The sequence below is a fragment of the Vreelandella sp. L-15 genome, assembly GCF_056857635.1.
Window position 1 is genome coordinate 1 of the sequence record NZ_JBSXNN010000062.1, and the last position, 19,828, is coordinate 19,828.

16 protein-coding genes are annotated in these 19,828 nt (G+C 57.3%); 5 read left to right on the forward strand and 11 right to left on the reverse strand.

Annotated elements, in window-relative coordinates; all coding sequences use genetic code 11:
- Together AC13CY_RS08990 and AC13CY_RS08995 are read left to right on the forward strand one after the other, a co-directional pair.
- Positions 1-430 (forward strand): FAD-binding protein (locus AC13CY_RS08990; RefSeq protein WP_483052473.1); only part of this gene is annotated, 430 nt, incomplete at its 5' end.
- Between the two features lie 195 nt (positions 431-625).
- A complete protein-coding gene (locus AC13CY_RS08995; RefSeq protein ID WP_044629168.1) occupies positions 626-1,585 on the forward strand; it encodes an NAD(P)H-dependent flavin oxidoreductase in 960 nt (319 codons plus the stop codon).
- Here the strand turns inward: AC13CY_RS08995 and AC13CY_RS09000 are convergent.
- The 8 genes from AC13CY_RS09000 to AC13CY_RS09035 all read right to left on the reverse strand — a co-directional run bounded on the left by AC13CY_RS09000 (position 1,567) and on the right by AC13CY_RS09035 (position 12,631).
- The gene (locus AC13CY_RS09000; RefSeq protein ID WP_230834187.1) at positions 1,567-2,346 is read right to left on the reverse strand and encodes an enoyl-CoA hydratase/isomerase family protein; all 780 of its coding nucleotides are present in this window, start codon (positions 2,344-2,346) and stop codon (positions 1,567-1,569) included. The genes AC13CY_RS08995 and AC13CY_RS09000 overlap by 19 nt on opposite strands.
- Before the next feature lie 10 nt (positions 2,347-2,356).
- Positions 2,357-3,475, reverse strand: a complete 1,119-nt coding sequence (locus tag AC13CY_RS09005) for an acyl-CoA dehydrogenase family protein (RefSeq protein ID WP_230834188.1) — start codon at positions 3,473-3,475, stop codon at positions 2,357-2,359.
- 10 nt (positions 3,476-3,485) lie between these two features.
- Positions 3,486-4,679: an acyl-CoA dehydrogenase family protein gene (locus AC13CY_RS09010; RefSeq protein ID WP_044629165.1), complete on the reverse strand. Its 1,194-nt coding sequence runs from the start codon at positions 4,677-4,679 to the stop codon at positions 3,486-3,488.
- Positions 4,676-6,124 (reverse strand): enoyl-CoA hydratase/isomerase family protein, encoded by a 1,449-nt coding sequence (locus AC13CY_RS09015; RefSeq protein ID WP_228168460.1) that lies wholly within the window; start codon positions 6,122-6,124, stop codon positions 4,676-4,678. Before AC13CY_RS09015 ends, AC13CY_RS09010 begins: the two co-directional genes overlap by 4 nt.
- A 185-nt stretch (positions 6,125-6,309) precedes the next feature.
- The gene (locus AC13CY_RS09020) at positions 6,310-7,455 is read right to left on the reverse strand and encodes a TAXI family TRAP transporter solute-binding subunit (RefSeq protein ID WP_483052474.1); all 1,146 of its coding nucleotides are present in this window, start codon (positions 7,453-7,455) and stop codon (positions 6,310-6,312) included.
- Positions 7,456-7,475: 20 nt separating this feature from the next.
- Entirely contained in the window at positions 7,476-9,482 is a 2,007-nt protein-coding gene (locus AC13CY_RS09025; protein ID WP_074210555.1) for a TRAP transporter permease, read from the reverse strand.
- A gap of 49 nt (positions 9,483-9,531) precedes the next feature.
- Positions 9,532-10,692 carry a TAXI family TRAP transporter solute-binding subunit gene (locus AC13CY_RS09030; protein WP_287837116.1) on the reverse strand — a complete coding sequence of 387 codons (1,161 nt, stop codon included), beginning with the start codon at positions 10,690-10,692 and terminating at the stop codon, positions 9,532-9,534.
- Between the two features lie 235 nt (positions 10,693-10,927).
- Positions 10,928-12,631 (reverse strand): SulP family inorganic anion transporter, encoded by a 1,704-nt coding sequence (locus tag AC13CY_RS09035; RefSeq protein ID WP_062373838.1) that lies wholly within the window; start codon positions 12,629-12,631, stop codon positions 10,928-10,930.
- 242 nt (positions 12,632-12,873) lie between these two features.
- Between AC13CY_RS09035 and AC13CY_RS09040 the strand changes: the two genes are divergently transcribed.
- A complete protein-coding gene (locus AC13CY_RS09040; RefSeq protein WP_172514486.1) occupies positions 12,874-14,529 on the forward strand; it encodes a methyl-accepting chemotaxis protein in 1,656 nt (551 codons plus the stop codon).
- On the opposite strand, the gene rarD is transcribed toward AC13CY_RS09040, so the two are convergent.
- Positions 14,503-15,408, reverse strand: coding sequence for an EamA family transporter RarD (gene rarD, locus AC13CY_RS09045; RefSeq protein WP_172514485.1), 906 nt, complete (start codon positions 15,406-15,408; stop codon positions 14,503-14,505). The two genes, AC13CY_RS09040 and rarD, sit on opposite strands and share 27 nt — an antisense overlap.
- A 72-nt stretch (positions 15,409-15,480) precedes the next feature.
- On the opposite strand from rarD, the gene AC13CY_RS09050 reads away from it, so the two are divergent.
- Together AC13CY_RS09050 and AC13CY_RS09055 are read left to right on the forward strand one after the other, a co-directional pair.
- Positions 15,481-16,296, forward strand: coding sequence for an amidohydrolase (locus AC13CY_RS09050; RefSeq protein ID WP_044629157.1), 816 nt, complete (start codon positions 15,481-15,483; stop codon positions 16,294-16,296).
- Positions 16,296-17,000: a pseudouridine synthase gene (locus tag AC13CY_RS09055; RefSeq protein WP_172514484.1), complete on the forward strand. Its 705-nt coding sequence runs from the start codon at positions 16,296-16,298 to the stop codon at positions 16,998-17,000. Before AC13CY_RS09050 ends, AC13CY_RS09055 begins: the two co-directional genes overlap by 1 nt.
- Before the next feature lie 153 nt (positions 17,001-17,153).
- Here AC13CY_RS09055 and AC13CY_RS09060 read toward each other — a convergent pair whose 3' ends face one another.
- Both AC13CY_RS09060 and AC13CY_RS09065 read right to left on the reverse strand, forming a co-directional pair.
- Positions 17,154-18,746: an ABC transporter ATP-binding protein gene (locus AC13CY_RS09060; protein ID WP_483052475.1), complete on the reverse strand. Its 1,593-nt coding sequence runs from the start codon at positions 18,744-18,746 to the stop codon at positions 17,154-17,156.
- Positions 18,739-19,827 (reverse strand): ABC transporter permease, encoded by a 1,089-nt coding sequence (locus AC13CY_RS09065; RefSeq protein WP_287837125.1) that lies wholly within the window; start codon positions 19,825-19,827, stop codon positions 18,739-18,741. The genes AC13CY_RS09060 and AC13CY_RS09065 overlap by 8 nt, the downstream gene beginning before the upstream one ends.
- Position 19,828 lies beyond the last annotated feature (1 nt).

The following is a 19,828-nucleotide window of genomic DNA, read 5'->3' on the forward strand; positions in this document are numbered from 1 at the left end:
AGCGTTCGCCGCTGACAACAGTCAATCCAGCTTTGTCAAAGAAGAGCTGGCCCAGAGCGACCGCCCGGAACTCGGCGGTGCCAAGGTCGTCATCTCCGGTGGCCGTGGCATGGGTAACGGCGAGAACTTCAAGCTGCTGGATGGCATTGCCGACAAGCTGGGCGCGGCCATTGGCGCTTCGCGTGCGGCGGTCGATGCGGGCTTTGTTCCTAACGACATGCAGGTGGGCCAGACCGGTAAGATCGTCGCGCCTGAGCTTTATATTGCGGTGGGTATTTCAGGTGCGATTCAGCACTTGGCGGGCATGAAAGACTCCAAGGTGATCGTCGCCATCAACAAAGACGACGAAGCGCCGATCTTCCAGGTGGCCGACTACGGCCTGGTAGGGGATCTGTTTGAGATTCTTCCTGAGCTGGAAAGCAAGCTGTAAGTTTAGGAGGCTGTCCGGAATAGCCCTAGGCGGGGGCGCTGTAAACCCGTCCATGGGCGCTACTTTCGCCATCCCTGGCGAAAGACCCCCGCTACGGGCTGTTCCGGCCATGCCAGCTATTTTGGCCATGCTTTAAAACCCCTTTTTTTGGGGTTTTACGCTGATGGGCTTACAAACAATGATAATGAGCCACGTATGCTAACCCAACTGACTGCCTCCATGACGCTGCCGGTTATCGGCTCTCCCATGTTTATCGTTTCTGGCCCTGAGCTGGTGATTGCCCAGTGTAAGGCGGGGATTATTGGCGCGTTTCCGGCGCTGAACGCCAGGCCTGCGGAAGTGCTTCGGGAGTGGCTGCAGCAGATTACCGATACCTTAGACGACTATAACGCTCAGAATCCGCAGCAGCCCGCCGCGCCGTTTGCGGTGAATCAGATCGTGCACCCCACCAATGACCGTCTGGATCACGATGTGGCGCTATGCGCTGAGTTCAAGGTGCCGCTGATCATTACCAGCCTGCATGCGCCCAATCGGGTGGTCGAGCAAGTGCACGCTTATGGCGGCATGGTATTTCACGACGTGACCACACTCAGGCACGCTAAAAAAGCCATCGATGCCGGGGTGGATGGGCTAATTTTGGTCTGCCATGGGGCAGGCGGCCATGCGGGGCGGCTTAACCCCTTCGCCTTTGTGGCGGAGGTCAGGCAGTTCTACGATGGCCCGCTGGTGCTGGCAGGGGCGATTACCAAAGGTGAGCAGATCGCTGCCGCTCAGGCGCTGGGCGTGGACATGGTGTATATGGGCACGCGCTTTATTGCCACCCAGCAAGCCAATGCTCAGCCCGCGTACAAGCAGATGGTATTGGAAGCCGCTGCGGGGGATATCGTCTATACCAATCTATTTACTGGCGTGCACGGTAACTACCTGCGCCAAAGCATCGAGCAGGCAGGGATGGACCCAGAGGCACTGCCTGAGGGTGACAAAAGCGCCATGCGCTATGGGTCAGGCGGCAGCAGTAAGGCAAAAGCGTGGCGGGATATTTGGGGTGCCGGGCAAGGGGTGGGGGGTATTACCACACTGAACAGCGTGGCCGATGAAATAGCCACGCTGCGTGCGGATTATCAGCAAGCACTGGATCAGTTACGACGGCGCTGACGAAAAGCAGCCACGCGAGCATGAAAATCATCGGTGGCTTTACACTCATCCTGCAGTGCGCCTTCAAGCGTTAGCGTGTCGTCAAGCGACAGGTTCGCTGACTGTCGCATGGCCCGTTTCGTTGCTCCCAGCGCTTGAGGTGACTGAGCCACCAGGGCCTGTGCCATCGCTCGTGCTTCCGCTAACACCTGATCATCTTCCACTGCCCGGTTGGCCAAGCCCAGCGCCACACAGCGCTCGGCATCCATTGGGGTAGCCAGTGCCGCCATCTCAAAAGCTTGGGCGTGGCCAAGCTTGCGTACCAAATGCCAGCAAGCGCCGCCGTCGGGAATCAAGCCAATATTGATAAAGGCCAGTTTTAGGTAAGCCGAGCGGCCCATCACCACCATATCGCTGGCCAGCACGTAGGACACACCAATCCCCGCGGCAGCGCCGCTCACCGCGGCGATCACGGGCTTTTCCATCGTCATCATGCTGCGCAGCGCAGGCAGAAAAAGCGTTGCCAGACGTTGGCTTGCGGGCTGGGTGGAGGCCTTTTCGAATTCCGCTAAATCAGCACCGGCGCAAAAAGCGCTACCTTCACCGCTGAGGATCACGCAGCGTACCTGCGGGTCAGCCGCCACGGTGGCTAATGCGTCATTGAGCGCCAGGGCCGTAGGCTCGTTGAGGGCATTGCGCACCGCAGGGCGCGCAATGGTCACTTCGGCGATACCGCCCTCGGTAGTCTCAACGCGTACAAGTGACGTTTCTTCACTGTGCATGAGCTTCTCCTTAGGCGGCGTCGAGCTTTTCGCTCACCGTCTCAAGGTGATAGTCGCTGTCGCCCAGGTAGTGATCAAACATCACCAGATGTTTGGCGTAGTGGGCCACGTAGCACTCTTCGGTCATACCCATGCCGCCATGAAGCTGAATGGCTTGTTCCGCAATAAAGCGCGCGGACTCGCCGCAGTAGGCCTTGGCAGCGGCGATTTTATAGTCCCGCTCGTCAGCAGGCAGCGAGAGGCTGGTGGCGGCGAGAATTGCCATGGAGCGCGACTGCTCCAGGTGGAGGTGCATATCCACCATGCGGTGCTGCAGTGACTGGAACGTGGCCAGCGGCAGGCCAAACTGCTTGCGCTCTTTTAAGTAGGCGAGGGTTTGGTCGCAGGCAGTTTCCATTGCACCAATGGCTTCTGCGCAAAGTGCGGCGCGGCCCAGGGCCAGCACCTCTGCCAATGCGTCACCTGCGTCTTCGCTTAGGCAGTTCTCTAGCGGCAGAGTCACGCTGTTCAACGTTAGGTCACCGGCGGGCTGGTTATCCATCGTGCGGTAGGTATGTGAGGTGACGCCTTGAGTATTGGCAGTGACGATAAACACGCCTAGCTTGCCGGTAGGCAGTTGGGCGGTCACCAGCGTGGCGGCGGCATTGCCGAGGTTCATTACGACATCTTTGCGGCCATTAAGCTGCCACTGGCCATCGTGTTGGCTCGCTTGGGTCAAAATGTCGAACGCGTCATAGCGGGCGGTGTGTTCTTGCCAAGCCAAGGCGAGCTGGTGTTCACCTTCTAACAGCGGAGCCAGCCAGCGCTCCTGCTGTGCGGGGTTGGCGCATAGCGCAAGCAGCTGCCCGGGCATGACTAACCCAAACAGGTACGCTTCCGGCACCAAGCAGCGCCCCAACGCTTGCATAATAATCATTACATCGGTGCCGTCGCCGCCTAGCCCGCCTACGTCTTCGCTAAACGGCATATGCAGCAGGCCCAGCTCGGCAAACGTGCGCCATAGCGGGCTGGCCCCTTGGGCTGGCGCTTCCAGCATAGCGCGGCGCTGCTCGGGCGTTACCTGGTCGGCCACCAAGCGTGTCAGTGTCTCTTCGAGCATGCGCTGCTCATCGGTGAGTGCAAAATCCATGGTGACTCCCTTACATACCTAAAATGGTTTTAGCGACGATGCTTTTTTGAATTTCGTTGGCACCGCCATAAATCGACAGCTTGCGACGATTAAAATACTGGGCGCTGGCGGCAGCGCCTTGGGCGTATTCGTCATCTAGCGACGCATCACCATGGAGAAACTCGGGGAAGAATGGCAGGGCAGCAGGGCCAAGCGCACGGCGGGTGAGCTCACTGATCTCTTGGCGCAGCTCAGAGCCACGCACTTTTAGCAGCGAGCTCTCTGCACCCGGCACGCCGCCATCCCGCGCTGCGGCAATCACGCGCAGGTTGGTCACTTCCAGCGCCATCAGCTCAAGCTCTGCTTTGACCACTCGTTGGCGAAAGCTGGGGAGCGATAAAAGCGGCTTGCCGCGATGCTGCATACGGGAGGCGAGGGACTTCAAATGGCGCAGTGCCTGCTTAGCGTGGCCAAGCCCGGCAATGCCGGTGCGCTCGTGGGTAAGCAAGAATTTGGCGCAGGTCCAGCCTTGGCCCTCTTCACCCACGCGGTTTTCTACTGGCACGCGCACATTATCGAGAAACACTTCGTTGACTTCATGAGCACCGTCGAGGGTAATAATCGGCCGTACGGTAATGCCGGGGGTCTGCATATCGATCAGCAAGAAGCTGATACCCGCCTGTTTTTTCGCGTGGGGGTCGGTGCGCACCAAACAGAACATCATATTGGCGTGCTGGCCCAGGGTCGTCCAGGTTTTCTGCCCGTTGACGATGTAGTGGTCGCCATCGAGCACGGCGCGGGTGGATAAGCCCGCCAAATCCGAGCCAGCGCCCGGCTCAGAATAACCTTGGCACCACCAGTCCTGGTTATTAAGAATCCGCGGCAGGTAGTGTTGTTGCTGTTCCACACTGCCGAATTTCATAATCACTGGCGCGACCATATTGACGCCAAAGGGCACCACCGTAGGGGCGTGGGCGGCGGCGCACTCTTCATCGAAGATATGTCGCTGCACCGGGCCCCAGCCTGGACCGCCGTGTTCAACAGGCCAGTTGGCGGCAAGCCACCCTTGATCGCTGAGAATATTCTGCCAGCGGATGTGGTCATCGGCGGGTAGATGGCGGCCTAGGCGCACGCGCTCACGGATGTCGCTCGGCAGTGCATCGGCTAAAAATCGGCGGACTTCCTCGCGGAATGCCTGCTCTTCGGGGCTAAACGTCAGGTTCATGAGTGTGCATCCTCGGAAGGCGTCTTTTTGTGAGTCGATAAATGGGATGGCAGAGAGGCATGGCGGTGCGGCCCGCCTAAATGGCGGGGGTAGCCCAACGCTTCCACTGCCAGCAGATCAATATCGCTCTCGCGGTAGCAGGCACCTTGCTGCGCTAGCGTCAGGCTCGCCTGCTCCATGGCTGACTGAGCGTCGTTGTCGGGCGCTTGCTTTGCGGCGTTATACAGCGTGCTCAATACGCTAGGCGACTTGCTAACCACCACGTTGGCCCGCAGCGCTTTGAGCGTTAAGGCAGCCCGCTGCTGGTCGGTCGCGCTGGCGTGGTGATTCACCAATTCATGGAACGGGCCGCGCTCGGCAAGTACTAGGCTTAGGAGTGTGGCTGAGGCACTGTCGGTGAGTGGCTGCAGCGCTACGGTGACGGCTTGAGAAGGGCAGGTGCTGACATCTTCGCCAGGGGCGAGCAGGCACAGCTCGGTGCTATCGTTTGGGGTATCGGTAAGCGTTATGTTGGCGCGCTGGGCGGCGGTATGAAACGTCTCAAACAGCGTGTGCTCACCGATGAGGGCGATCTGCGCAAAGGGCTCAGCATTGTCTACGCCAGGGACGACATGGGGATTTCTAGCGGCAAAAAAGAGGTGAATCAGCCCTGCGCGCTGCGGGGAGTCCATACAGGCAAGAAATAGCTCACGCTCGCGGCGCAAACCCTCTTCCAGAGATGTGGCTTTGGTGCAGGCGTCAACGGCGTCCACAATGCGAAACGGAGAGAACAGAGCTGGTACGCTGGTTTCAAGCTGCTCTCGCATGGCAGCAATGGCCAGGGGGTTGGCCTCTGGAGCGGGTAACTGACCGGTGATGCGCGCCTGCTGTTGTCCCGCTAATACCTCTTTTGCCGCTGCCAAACCCGCTTCCAGCGGTGTTTGGGCATCGCTGATGGCATCGATAATGCCGATATCCTGCGCTTCAGCGGCGTCTACAAAGCGCCCGCTGGTGATGATTTCTAGGGATCTTTCAACACCTACCAAACGGGGCAGCCGCTGGGTACCGCCTGCGCCGGGCAGTAAGCCAAGCTTCACTTCCGGTAAACCAACGCGGGTGCCTGTCAGCGCAATTCGATAGTGGCAACCCAGCGCGACTTCTAAGCCGCCTCCCAGCGCAGTGCCGTGTAGCGATGCGATGAGCGGTTTGGGGCAGGCTTCTAGCTGTGTAATGACATCCGGTAGCAGCGGTGCCTGGGGCGGCTTACCAAATTCACGTATATCGGCCCCGGCGATAAAGGTTCGCCCCTCTGCTATCACCACCAGTGCTTGGGCCTGCTGGTCGGCCAACCCCTCTTCAAGGGCGCTGAGCAAACCGCTACGCACCGCTTGGCTCAATGCGTTGACGGGCGGGTTAGCGATACTAATGACGCCGACCTCGCCATGTCGCTGGTAGTGAACACTCATAGTGGCTCCCGTATTTCGCTATATGAAATTTAAAGTTGTTATTCGGAATTAGGTGATCATGGCGAAAGACGCCGTTGGAGTCAATAATGCAAAACAACGTTCTGCATTGCGGAACGTTGTTGGCTAAACAAAAGGCCGCGCAGAGGCGGCCTTAGGTAATGATTTCCGTCGTGATTGAAGCAACATCAAAAAACGGGGTTTAACCCAGCTTCTTGTAAGGCAGCCCGCCGGGTTTCCATCCAGCCGTCGATAAACGCCGCTTCGTCTTCGGGCGCATCGGCTTGATAGGCTTCCCAGGTGTCCATTAGCAGCTGTTGCCGCTCCACCAAAGCGTTCTGGTGGGCGTCCATTTCATCGGTCCATACACCGCTTTCTTGGTAGTACGCCACCACGGTATCGTGGAAAGGCACCACCCAGGTCATGTTTTGATTCTCAAGGGCATAGCCGCTAGCCCCTGGGGCGTTATCTTTATAGTCGTCGAAGGACTCCACTAGCGTGGTGATCAAGCCGGTGACGGTTTCTGGCGCTAAATCGGCGTTGCTCACCATGATCGGATAGGGGTAGCTGGCGCTGGCAAGCGGGTGGTCAGCGTTAATACCTGCGCCTGAAGTGACGTCGTGGGGTTGGAAGTAGGGGGCCACCTCCAGCATCTGTGCCCAGCCTGCTTCATCGTCAGTGGGCAGTTCTGGCCACTGTAAGCCACGAGGGCTAGCCGCTAACCGCTGCGCCGCCGGTGTCACGGTGGTGGTAATAGCGGCATCGGCACGGCCGCTGATAATGCCGTCGAAGGCGGCGTTGTAGTCGGGGAAGTCAACGCGCTCGACGTCATCCCAGGTCAAACCCGCGAAAGCTAGGTAGGCTTCAGCGGCTTTGTTCAGCGCGTCGTCGCCGCGCAGGTAGGCTAGACGTTTACCTTCCAGATCGGCGATGGAATCCATCTCTACGTCGCCTGCCACGGCCATACCTAACCCAAAGCTGGCCATGGAGGTAGAAATCACCCGAATGGGCTGCGGGCCCCAGTCCGGCCCGGCGAACATCATCACGCCTTCAGAGCCGTAGTAGCTGGCAATGCCGCATGCGCAGAGATCCACGCGGCCAGTTTTCAGCGGTGTCATGCGCATGGTGTCGTTTTCACCCGGGATGACGCGGGACTGAGTGCCGTGCTCCTCCTGTAGCAGCTGGCTGATGGCCATAATCTGCGCATGGCCACTGGTGCCGGTGCCATACGCGGTCCAGTTCAGCGTGCTAGGCATGGCGCTGGCGCTGCCAGCCGCCAGCAGGCCTGCCGTTAAACTACCGAGTACGAGGGTGAGATTTGTTTTTGTGCTCATAAGAATCCTCGAGGGTGGCATTAAGCGTTGGCAGTGAGCGAACGCTGGTGATGGCGCTGGCTAAGGCGGGCAAGCACCACGGCGGGTAGCAGCGCCACAGCGGCTAAACCAATCAACTCCCACTGGCTTAGCGGTACCATGCCGCCGCCCGGTAGGGCGAGCAGTAGCCCCGCGATCAGTACCAGCGCACGAATCACGATTTCCTGCAGCGCGCCGTAACCCAAACGACCCACGCCCATCAGGTAGCCTTGCATCGCGGAGGCAAACAGGATGATGCCGATGACCGCTTGGATAAACACGGCAATGATCATCCATGGTTCGCCCTGCATGATCAGCGCGGGATTCAGTACGAACAGGAAGGGGATAAAGTAAATCACGCTGCCTAGACGCATGGCCTGCAGGCCGGTTTCCATAGGACGGGCACCGGCCACGGTAGCGGCGGCAAAAGCACCGAGTGCCACGGGTGGCGTGATAAAGCTGAGCATGCCCCAGTAGAGAATGAACATGTGCACCGCCATGGGGTCCAGACCGCCGCCTTGAATCAGCGCAGGGGCGAGCGCCACCGCCAGGAAGATATAGGCTGCTGTCACGGTCATGCCAATGCCCAACACAAAGCTGGTGACCGCGCCCATAATTAGCAGCAATGGCACGCTGCCGCCGGCGATATTGATAAAGTCGTTGGCAATGGTGCCCGACAGGCCGGTCATGGAGAGCGCGCCTACCAACATACCAACGCCCGCCAGAATGGCGATAAGTTCGGCAAATAGCTTGGCCGCTGACGAGAGCGTTTCGGTGACATCCTTCCAACCCCAGCGGTTCTGCTTAGAGAGTTGGTTGAGCACTAACAGCAGGGCGGTCGCATAGAACGGGGCAACCGCTTCGCGCTGCATGATCAGCAGCATCCATACCAGCAGGCCGAAGACGAAGATAAAGTACCAGCCCTCTTTCAGGGTTTGCTTAATCGACGGCAGCTCTATGGCGGGCAGGCCTTTGATGTCATTGCGCGCGGCATAGGCATCAATTTGAATGAACAGGCCAAGGAAATAGAGAATTGAGGGAATGACCGCTGCCAGCGCCACCGCTGAGTAGGGAATATCCAGGAACATGGCCATCACGAAGGCGGTGGCACCCATCACTGGGGGCATCAATACGCCACCGGTTGAGGCGCAGGCTTCCACACCGCCCGCAAACGAGCGGCTCATGCCAATGCGGCGCATGGCCGGAATCGAGAGCACCCCAGTGGTCAGCACGTTACTGATCACGCTGCCGCTCATGGAACCCATCAGGCCGCTGGAAAAAATCGACACCTTAGCCGGGCCGCCGCGTACATGGCCTAAAAGCGCAAAGGCTAAATTAATGAAGAATTTGCCGCCGCCGCTTTTTTGCAGCACCACGCCAAACACCAGAAAGCCAATCACCAGGCCCGCAAACGCCTGTAGCGGAACCCCCATGATGCTTTCGGTGCTCATGGTGTGGTACATCGCCGTTTCAGGCAGGCTAGAAGGGAATGCCTGGATGGGGCCAGGAACGATATCGGCTACTAAGGGGTAAAGCGAGAACACCCCGGCAATGATGGCAATCGGCAAACCGCCGGCTCGGCGGGCGGCTTCGATAATCAATAACCAGTAGGCATAGCTGAAATAAATGGCGATATCCGGAGCTGCAAACGCCCAGCCGCGCTCCAGAATGGGAACAGCGTTATACACAAAGTAGCCACCCACGATCAGCGTGACAGCGCTAAGCAGGTAGTCATACCAGGGAATGGATTGCTCCTGTTGGCTGCTGCGCATGGGCCATAGCAGAAACACGAGCGGCAGAAGCAGTGCCACCACTGCATAGTAAAACTGAGTTTCCAGCCCGGTCACGAACGTGAGCAAGCCCCAGTTAAACAGGTAGTCCAGCGTCATCATCATCAGTAATACGGTGACGGTGGCAGGCACCCAACGAAGCGCCAGAGGCAGCTCGCGGATTTGGCTGATCTTTTCTTTAACCTGCGGCGTGCTGGCAGGTGCGGTATCGGTGGTCATAGGGCGTTCCATCAATCAGCAGGGGCGGCGAGCGCCGCCCCGTGGCGAGTTACTCGAAGATCGGCTCGAACCCAGCATCGGTGAGCGCCGTGGCGCGGGCGGCCATCCAGTCAGTAGTAAACGTATCGGCATCGCTGGATGCGTCTTGCATAAACTGCTCCCAGGCCTGCATTAATACGTTTTGACGCTCAACGAGTTGGTCTTGGTGGGCCTGCATCTCATCGGTCCACACGTCGATCTCTTTGTAGTACTCCACCACTGCGTCGTGGAATGGGATTACCCACTGTAGATCCTGGTACTCCAGCGCGTAGCCCACTGCACCCGGCGCGTTATCTTTGTAGTCGTCGTAGTTTTCCTGCATCGCTTTGATTAAACCGTAAGCGACATTGTCTTCAAGGTCTTGATTCGCCACCACAATGGGGTAGGGATAGCTGGCGCTGGGTACCGGGTTGTCGGCGCTAATGCCGCCTGCACCGGCGGTGACTTCATGGGGGCGGAAGTAGGGTGCCACCGCCGCCATGCGTTCCCAGCCAGCTTCATCGTTAGGGTCAAGCACCGGCCAGCTAACGCCCCGTGGGCTGCTCGCGAGCTGCTGAGCGGGCGGTGTAACGGTGGTAGTGAACGAGGCGTCCACATCGCCAGCAATAATGCCGTCGAAAGAGCGGGCATAGCCGGGGTAGTCAACGCGTTCAACGTCATCCCAGGTTAGGCCGCCGAAGGCAAGGTACGCCTCAGTGCCTTTGTTCAGGGCATCATCACCGCGAATATAAGCAATGCGTTTGCCTGCTAAATCGGCGGGGGTTTCAACGTCCAAATCACCCGCCACAGCCAGCGACAGACCAAACGACGCGGTAGAGGTGGTAATCACGCGCAGCGGCTGCGGACCCCAATCGCGGTCGGCAAACATCATGACCCCTTCAGCGCCGTAGTAGCTGGCGATACCGCAAGCGCACAGGTCAACGCGACCCTGTTTAAGGGGCGTCATACGGGAAACATCGTTATCACCAGGCAGAATGCGCACAGAAGAGTCGTACTTATTCTGCAGCATATTGCCAATCGCAACGGCTTGGGCGTAACCGCTAGAGTTGGTGCCGTAGGCCGTCCAGGCCATAGTGCCAGGGAGTTCTACCTCGCTGGCATGGCTGATTGATGCACTCAATAAAGAAAGGGGAAGTGCGGCGATGAGTAGGCGGTGAGCAAACGGACGCATTGAAATGCTCCTTTATTGTGGTTGCTTCTATTGTGATTGTTGCTTTTGGGCTCGTTACGTTCAGTTACTTTATGTTTTGCTATGCGGTATTTGGTTTTGCTAAGTGGTCGAGTGATAGTAGGTAAGGCTAGAGAGGCTGTCAACGCTGTTCTGGTGGGCAGTCAAAAATAGTCCTTAGGCTCACAAAAAAAGCCAGGCGGTTGCCTGGATTTTCAGTGGTTTATGCGTTCCTAAGCTAAGAGAATTGCCGCCATGCCGCGTAGGTGCTTAAAAATACCCGCCCGGTTAACGCATCCAGGAAGTCGCTTTTTTTCAACTGGTCCATCACCGGGCCTTTCACCTCTGATAAGTGCAGTTTGACGTCGGAATCTTTCAAGCGAGCATTGATGGCATCCAGACTCTCCAAGGCCGAGGCGTCAATCAGGTTGACTGCTGAACAGATCAGCACGACATGCTCAAGCTCTGGGCGGCTGGCCACCAAGTTGTAGACGGTGTCTTCGAGATAGCGGGCATTGGCGAAGTAGAGGCTCTCATCGATGCGCAGTAGGGCTGCGTTGCTCACCGTCTCCACATCATGCCGCTCTACATTACGAAAGTGCTCGGTATCCGGCACTCGGCCCACTAAAGCGCTGTGAGGGCGGCTGGTGCGGTATAAAAAGAGCGCAATGGAAAGTGTTACCCCACCAATAATGCCCGCTTCAATGCCTTCCACCAGTGTTAATAGAATCGTGACCGCCATGGCGGCAAAGTCGCTACGGGAGTAGCGCCAGGTTTGGCGCAGCATGGGGATATCCACCAGGGTCAAAATAGACACCGTGATGGTGGCCGCCAGCGTTGCAATGGGTAGATGGTAGAGCCAGCCGGTAAATGCCATGGTCACAAGTGCAATGCCGAGCGCGGCAAAGGCCCCAGCAGCAGGCGTTTGTGCGCCCGCATCGTAGTTGATGACGGTGCGGGATAAGCCGCCGGTGACAGGCATGCCACTGGTAAACCCTGCCGCTAAGTTGGCGGCCCCTAAGCCAATCAGCTCCTGGTTGGGGGAGATACGCTGGCGCCGTTTTGCTGCCAGCATTTGCCCCATAGAAACCGACTCGACAAACCCCACTAGGCTAATCAACATGGCGGGTATTAATAGTGCTCGCCATAACGACGCATCCCCCCAGGGAAAGCTAAGTGCGGGCAGACCGCTGGGAATAGTGCCGACCACGGCTACCCCATGCTCGTAAGCCAACTGCCAGTGCCACGCCGCCAACGTAGTGACCACCACGGCAAAGACGGGCCCTGCTTTGGTCATTAAATCAGCGAGTGCTGCGGGAAGGCCTACCTTTATCAAGCTTTGTTTGCCATAGCGGCGCATTAACACCAGAAACAGCAGCGTTCCACCGCCAATGGCAACTGTATAAGGGTTAAACGTAGGCAGGTTAGGCAGTAGCGTCATCAGGCGCTCTACCAGAGTGAAACCGCTGCTTGAAACGCCCAGCAGGCTGCCTAACTGGCTAACGGCAATCAAAATTCCCGAAGCGGTTAAAAAGCCCGAAATAACCGGGTGGCTTAAATAGTTGCTGAAAAAGCCCATCTTTAGCGCGCCCATGGCCACCAAAATGGCACCTGAGAGCAGCGAGAGCACCAGCGCAGCCTGCAGGTACTCGGGGGTACCAGGCGCAGCCACCGAGGATAGCGCGGCCCCAGTCATCAGCGCGATGATGGCGACTGGCCCTACCGCCAGAGTGCGGCTGGTGCCAAGAAAGGTATACAGCAGTTGCGGCAGAATACTCGCATAGAGGCCTACCACGGCTGGCAATCCCGCAAGCAGGGCATAAGCTAGCGATTGAGGTATGACCATAACGGTCACAATTAAGCCCGCCAGAAGGTCGGCTCCAAGCAAACGCTTATGGTAGTGGGGCAGCCAGGTAAAAATAGGCAAATAGCGCTTAAACATAAGCTCCTATGGCTTAGGCCGAGTGTGCATAAGGGCAGCATTGAAAATAAGGGCAATAGTTTAGCGCGTTATAACGATAATTACGGCATTTGCCGTTTCCTTGCCAGCAATACACATCGCTCTTCCCCCAAAGTGCTACTTCTTTCATTAGCATAACCCGTTAAGATTACTGAGAAAGAGGGGTCTCCTACATCGCAGCGCTTTCCAACTCAACAACGTCAACTAAAAAAAGAGTGCCTCACATGCGACTACTTCGTTGGCTGGTGCCATTGCTACTACTGATAGCCTCTATCGGGCTAGTGTCTCAGCCAGGTGCTTGGAAATACCTCGCTGTGTTGTGCGCTTCATTGGGTGGTATGGGGGTGATGGCTGTCGGGTTATATAGTGTTTATAGCGCTGATCAGCACCGGTTGAAGCAATCGGTGCGCGGGCTAAAACCCCTGAGAGACTATGGCTCGCTGCGCGCTATGGCTTACCGGTTAATGAATCGTGCCAGTAGCACGGCCATTGCCTCGGCGGAAGTGTCCCATTACGCTGACTTGATGGCTCAGCGGCTGGGCAAACAGGAGACTATGGCTAGCGAAGCATCCTCTAGTATGAGCGCTATCAATGCTGCCATTATGCAGGTCAGTGCCAGTGCTACCCAGGTGGCTGCCCTTGCCGATAATGCTCAGCAAGCTAGCCATCATAATCACGATGAACTAACTGCTATCATCCATGATATGACCGATGTGGCTGAGCGCTCTAACCAAGCGCTGGATATGCTGACTGCACTCAACGATAAAATTGAGCGTGTGCGCAGCGTCACCTCAATGATTGAAGGCATTGCCGAACAGACCCATCTGCTTTCACTGAATGCCTCCATTGAAGCCGCTCGAGCAGGTGAGCATGGCAGGGGCTTTGCTGTGGTCGCAGGAGAAGTGCGTAACCTCGCTTTGAAGACTTCGACGGCGACGCAAAGCGTTGATGAGCTGGTCAAAGATATGCATCAGAGCGGTCAGAGCGTGGTGGCCACCATGGGGGATTTGATGACGCGGGTTCGCGAACGCTCCCAGGGGATGCAACGAGTAGGCAGCAGCTTAGCCACGATGACCGAAGAGTTTGATCAAGTCCAGCAGGAGATCACCAGCGTTGCCGATGCTATGGCCAGTACTAAAGAACATAGCCAAACGGTGGCCGACAGCCTGAGCCAGTTGGAGGACGATGTAGATGAAGGCAACCGCAACATGCACGAGTTGGCCCTTCAGGCGCGTGCGCTCATGGATGCCGCAGAAGGTGTTGACGGCGAACTGGCGCAGCAGCGTCTACAGGGGCGGCATCAAACCGTCTTTCTGGTTGCCCGCCAAACCGCTGACCGCATCGGCAAGCTGTTTGAAAAAGCCATTATCCGTGGCGAGCTATCGGAAAGCGCGTTGTTCCAACCGGACTACGCTGCCATCAGCGGCACCCGGCCGCCGCTTTACCATACGGGCTTTGACACCTTTACAGACCAGCATCTTCCTACCTTACAGGAGCCACTACTTACCGAGTATAGCTTGAGCTATGCCATTGCTTGTGACCGTAACGGCTACGTGCCTACCCACAATGCTGCGGTAAGCCGCCCGCCAACTGGCGATTATGATCACGATCTGAAGTATTGCCGCAGCAAGCGTATTTTCGACGATCCTACCGGTAGTCGCTGCGGTGCCCACGAGAAACCGCTGCTACTGCAAACCTACAAGCGTGATACTGGCGAGATCATGCACGACCTCTCAGTGCCGATTTATATTAATGGCAAGCACTGGGGCGGTTTCCGTGTTGGCTACCAGCCGGAAAAACACACCGCAACCAGTGTGGCCCATAAAGAGCAGCCAGCGTTACCGACTGCTTCGTCAAACCACCGCTTGACGCGGGCGTGATTGCCATGATGACCATGAGTAGAGCGCAAGACCGGTCCAGATCATCAAGAACGTAGCGAGTTGGATCATGCCCAGGGGCTCACCGAAAATCGTCAAGGCAATTAGGAACTGAATGCTGGGGTTGATATACATTAAGAACCCCAGCGTGGCCAAGCGTAAGCGACGCGCCGCGCCTGCAAAGGCCATCAACGGCAGGGCAGTTAAGACTCCGCTCACGACTAACAGCGCGGACATGGGCGCATCGTGGAGGAAATGTGACTCGCCCTGCCAGCTCATCCAGGTAAGCGCCATTAGCGCCAGCGGGAATAGCAGCAGCGTTTCCACGAAGAGGCCTGACAGTCCATCCAGTGGCACTTGCTTACGAAACAGCCCATAGCTGCCGAAGCTAAGAGCAAGCAGCAAGCTAAGCCACGGTAATTCACCCAGCATGATAAATTGAATCGCAATGGCAAGGCTGGCGAGGCCCAGCGCCACAAGCTGTAGCTTCGCCATGACTTCCCGAAGTACTAGCATGCCCAGTGCTACATTCACCAACGGGGTGAGAAAGTAGCCTAAACTGGCTTGCAGCACCTGTTTGCTCTCCACCGCATAGATATAGATGCCCCAGTTAAAGGCGATCAGCAGCGCGCAGGCTAACACTCGGCCCAAGCGCTTAGGCTGCACCAATGCAGCCACGACCGGTGACCAGCGGCCCAACACGCTAATCAGCCCCACCAGGAATAGGCACGACCACAAAATGCGGTGAATCAAGATCTCAAAGGCCGGAACCCCGTCAAAGAGGGCAAAAAACAGCGGGAAACACCCCCACATGGTGTAGGCGGTTAAGCCAAACATGACGCCTTTGACCGCTTCAGGGTCCCGAGGAGCTGATGGAAGCATAGCAGCCTCATTAAGTAAAAATGCTAATCTAGCACACAATTGATAAAGACACCGATGCAAAGGAGACGTGGCATGAGTCAATTAAAAACTAGCCTGGTGCAGTGCGACTTACGCTGGGAAGATCCCCAAGCCAACCACACGCATTTAGAGGCACTGCTGGGTGATTTAGATAGTCGCGACACTGACCTGATTGTACTGCCAGAGATGTTTGCCACCGGTTTCACGATGAATTCCCGGGAAATGGCGCAGCCCATGAAAGAGAGCCAAAGCGTTGCCTGGCTGCAAACCCAGGCGAAGGCAAGGGGCTGCGTGGTGACCGGCAGCGTCGCCATTGTTGACGACGGCCAGTACTACAACCGTATGGTGTGGGCAACGCCAACGGGAGAAGTGAGCTACTACGACAAACGCCACCTGTTTCGCATGGCCGGGGAGCATGAACGCTATGGCATGGGCAAGCAGCGCCACATCGTAGAACTCAACGGTTTTAAGCTGCAGCTCAGCGTGTGCTACGACCTGCGTTTCCCCGTATGGATGCGCCAGCAGCCAGCAGAGGGCGAGCATTTCGAGTATGATGCCATCCTGTGCGTGGCTAATTGGCCCGCTCCTCGGCGGCATCCGTGGCGAACCTTGCTACAGGCGCGCGCGGTGGAAAACCTCGCCTACGTGGTGGGTGTTAACCGCGTGGGTGAAGATGCCAAGGGGCTGGCCTATAGCGGCGACTCCATGCTGGTCGATTTTAAAGGCGAACCGCTGATCGACCATCCCGCCCATACTCCGTTTATTGAAACGGGGACGTTAGATAAAACGGACCTAGATGCCTTTCGTGAAAAATTTCCTGCCTGGCAAGATGCCGACCGCTTTTCGTTGCTGCCAGGAGTGGGGCAATAATGCGCCTTGATCGTTTTTTAAGTGAGACCACACCACTAACCCGCAGCCTCGCAAAACGGGCGCTCAAAAACGGTGAAGTGACGCTCAACGGCGAGCCGATCAAGCAGGCGGCCACCCAGGTAGATACCGAACACGACGAAGTGAAGCTTAACGGCGAACGGCTCGCCCTAGTGGGGCTGCGCTACGTGATGATGCATAAACCGGTGGATGTGGAGTGTACGGCCCGCCGCGGTCTCTACCCGCGGGTAATCGACATTATCGACTTACCTAAAGTGGAGCGGCTGCAGCCAGTAGGGCGGCTAGATGTGGATACCACGGGCCTACTGTTACTGACCGATGATGGCCAATGGTCGCACCGAGTTACCTCGCCACGCCACCGCTGTGCCAAAGTCTATATAGCGGAGTTGGCTGAGCCGATGGAAGGCGAGGCCGCCCAGCAGGCGATAGGACAGGTGGCTGAGGGTATCTTACTGGAAGGTGAGGAAACGCCTACCCAGCCCGCCATGCTGCGTTTTATCACCCCGCAACAAGCGGAACTCACCATTACCGAAGGGCGCTACCATCAGGTGAAGCGCATGTTTGCCGCTTTAGGCAACCACGTTAACGCGCTACATCGCCGCTCGATTGGTGATGTATTGCTGCCCGATGACCTTGCTCCTGGCGAATGGCGGGAGCTTACCCCGGAAGAGATCGCCAGCTTTTAAGCGACCTTTTTCCGTTGAGATACCGCAATGGACTAGATGTCCATTGCGGTATCTTGTTTGTGTAAAAATACTATATTTTATACCGTTATCTTGTTTCGACTAAAGGCAGCAGAACATCCGAAAAATTGCTTAAATAAAAAGTTAAGCAGGCACTTAGTGCAAGTGCGCAGCTTCGATGAGTGCTTTGGTATAGGCGTGTTGAGGGGCAGCAAGTACGTCCAAGCAGTTGCCTTGTTCGACCACTTCGCCATCTTTTAGCACCATGACCCGATGGGCCATCGCCCGTACCACGGCAAGGTCGTGGCTGATAAACAGATAGCTAAGCTGGCGGCGGGCTTGCAGTTCGCGCAGCAGCACAACCAGCTGCTTTTGCACGGTGCGGTCAAGGGCGGACGTGGGCTCATCTAGCACCAGCAGTTCCGGCTCTAAAATAATCGCTCGGGCTACGGCAATGCGTTGGCGCTGTCCGCCGGAAAACTCGTGAGGGTAGCGGGCCGCACAGCTTTCCGGTAAGCCGACTTCCCACAAGGTGCGGTGTACCCGTTCGGCCACTTCCGCATCGGTAAGCTTTGGATAGTGAAAGCGCAAGCCTTCACTGACAATATCGAATACCGGCATCCGCGGTGAAAGGGCACCGTAGGGGTCCTGAAACACCATCTGCAGACGATGGCGCTGGCGGCGCAGCGCGTCACCCGAGAGCTGGCTGAGCGGTGTATCGCCAAGCTGCACCTCGCCCTGGCTGGCGACCAAACGCATAATCGCCGAGGCGAGTGTCGTTTTACCGGACCCCGACTCTCCAACAATGCCCAGGGTTTCACCGGGGGCAATAGTCAGGTTGGTGGCCTTTAACGCCTCAAAGGCGGGAGGCTGGCGCTGAAACAGCCCCGTTTTAGGCCGCTTAAAGCTTACCCGCAGTTGCTGTGTTGTCAGCAGAGGCGTTGTGTTTGCGGGTTCTGCAGGGCGGCCTTCGGGTTCGGCGGCAATCAGTGCTTTGGTGTAATCGCTTTGTGGGTTGCTAAACACTTCAGCAACGTGGCCGGTTTCCTGAACCTTGCCCTGATACATCACGCAGATGCGGTCGGCGTGGCGGCGTATCAGGTTTAAGTCATGGCTAATCAGCAGTACGCCCATGCCGTGCTGGTCGCGCAGCTCTTTAAGCAGCGCGAGAATCTCCTGCTGCACGGTGACATCGAGTGCGGTGGTGGGTTCATCGGCAATCAGTAGCGCGGGGTTGTTGGCAATCGCCATGGCAATCATCACCCGCTGGCGCTGCCCGCCAGAGAGCTGATGAGGCCAAGCATCCAGCAACTCGTCAGGGCGAGGCAGTTTGACTTGCTCAAGCAGCGTTTTTGCTTTGCTGCGAGCGGCTGAACCGCTCAGCCCTTGGTGTAGCCGCAGCGTTTCGCTAATCTGTTTGCCAATGCGGTGCAGCGGGTTAAGCGAGGTCATCGGCTCTTGAAAAATAAACCCCACGCGATTGCCGCGAATGCCGTTCCAGTCGCGTTTGCTTAGCTTGTTAAGATCGGCTCCTTCCAACCAGCGTTCGCCGCGTACCTCTGCGTTACTGGGCAGCAGGTCAATGGCGCCCAGGGCAGAGACCGATTTTCCTGAGCCTGACTCGCCTACAATGGCCAAGGTTTCCCCTGCGTTGACCGTGAGCGACAGCGCCTCCACCACAACCTTGCCGTCAAAGGCTACCATTAGCTCATTAAGTTGCAGTAGCGGTTTGGCAGTAGGCTCAGACATGAGACGTTTCCTGGACAGAGGTTTGCTGGATAGAAGTAGGACGCTGTTTAACATGGCGTGGGTCGAAGGCGTCGCGTAGGCCTTCGCCAATAAATACCAGCAGGGAAAGCATGATCGCCAGGGTCATAAAGGCGGTGATCCCTAACCAAGGGGCGTGCAGGTTATTTTTGCCCTGGGCGGCTAGCTCACCCAGCGATGGAGCGCCCGGTGGCAACCCAAAGCCGAGGAAGTCCAGTGCGGTTAACGTGCCGATGGCACCAGTGAACAGAAAGGGAATAAACGTCAGCGTGGCGACCATGGCATTAGGCAGTACGTGCCGCCACATAATCAGCCGTGAAGGAAGCCCCATGGCTTTGGCGGCGCGAACGTACTCTAGGTTGCGGGCCCGCAAAAACTCGGCACGAACAATATCCACAAGCCCCAGCCAGGAGAAAAGCAGCATGATACCCAGCAGCCACCAGAAGCCAGGCTGTACAAAACTGGCCAAAATAATCAATAAAAACAGTACCGGCAGCCCCGACCAAATTTCAGTAACTCGCTGGCCAATGAGATCCACCTTGCCGCCGAAGTAGCCCTGTACCCCGCCAGCAAAAACGCCAATCACCAATGACCCAGCGGTGAGCACTAGCGCAAATGCTACGGATAGCCTGAACCCATAAATCACCCGCGCCAGTACGTCGCGGCCCTGGTCGTCGGTGCCCAGCCAGTGGCGGCTATCTGGCGGCGCAGGCGAGGGTTGCGTCATCTGCATATCCAGGGTTTGATAGGAGAACGGAATGATCGGCCAGAGCGCCCAGCCGTGGTCGCTGATCTGCTGCTGGATAAACGGGTCCAGGTAATCGGCACGGGTAGGGAGGAAACCTCCGAACTCGGTTTCTGGATAATCCACCAGCAGCGGCACGTACCACTGGCCGTCATACTGCATCACAATAGGTTTGTCGTTGGCGACCAGCTCGGCAAACAGGCTAATGATAAACAGGATGCCAAAGAGCCACAGCGAGATACGTGCACGGCGGTTAGCTTTAAACGCTGCCAGTCGGCGCAAGGTAATAGGCGAGAGGCGTGAGGTAAGAACGTGCATA

Coding starts and splice junctions, on each gene's coding strand:
- AC13CY_RS08995 (WP_044629168.1), top strand. CDS start 626: ATGCTAACCCAACTGACTGCCTCCATGACGCTGCCGGTTATCGGCTCT.
- AC13CY_RS09000 (WP_230834187.1), bottom strand. CDS start 2,346: ATGCACAGTGAAGAAACGTCACTTGTACGCGTTGAGACTACCGAGGGC.
- AC13CY_RS09005 (WP_230834188.1), bottom strand. CDS start 3,475: ATGGATTTTGCACTCACCGATGAGCAGCGCATGCTCGAAGAGACACTG.
- AC13CY_RS09010 (WP_044629165.1), bottom strand. CDS start 4,679: ATGAACCTGACGTTTAGCCCCGAAGAGCAGGCATTCCGCGAGGAAGTC.
- AC13CY_RS09015 (WP_228168460.1), bottom strand. CDS start 6,124: ATGAGTGTTCACTACCAGCGACATGGCGAGGTCGGCGTCATTAGTATC.
- AC13CY_RS09020 (WP_483052474.1), bottom strand. CDS start 7,455: ATGAGCACAAAAACAAATCTCACCCTCGTACTCGGTAGTTTAACGGCA.
- AC13CY_RS09025 (WP_074210555.1), bottom strand. CDS start 9,482: ATGACCACCGATACCGCACCTGCCAGCACGCCGCAGGTTAAAGAAAAG.
- AC13CY_RS09030 (WP_287837116.1), bottom strand. CDS start 10,692: ATGCGTCCGTTTGCTCACCGCCTACTCATCGCCGCACTTCCCCTTTCT.
- AC13CY_RS09035 (WP_062373838.1), bottom strand. CDS start 12,631: ATGTTTAAGCGCTATTTGCCTATTTTTACCTGGCTGCCCCACTACCAT.
- AC13CY_RS09040 (WP_172514486.1), top strand. CDS start 12,874: ATGCGACTACTTCGTTGGCTGGTGCCATTGCTACTACTGATAGCCTCT.
- rarD (WP_172514485.1), bottom strand. CDS start 15,408: ATGCTTCCATCAGCTCCTCGGGACCCTGAAGCGGTCAAAGGCGTCATG.
- AC13CY_RS09050 (WP_044629157.1), top strand. CDS start 15,481: ATGAGTCAATTAAAAACTAGCCTGGTGCAGTGCGACTTACGCTGGGAA.
- AC13CY_RS09055 (WP_172514484.1), top strand. CDS start 16,296: ATGCGCCTTGATCGTTTTTTAAGTGAGACCACACCACTAACCCGCAGC.
- AC13CY_RS09060 (WP_483052475.1), bottom strand. CDS start 18,746: ATGTCTGAGCCTACTGCCAAACCGCTACTGCAACTTAATGAGCTAATG.
- AC13CY_RS09065 (WP_287837125.1), bottom strand. CDS start 19,827: ATGCACGTTCTTACCTCACGCCTCTCGCCTATTACCTTGCGCCGACTG.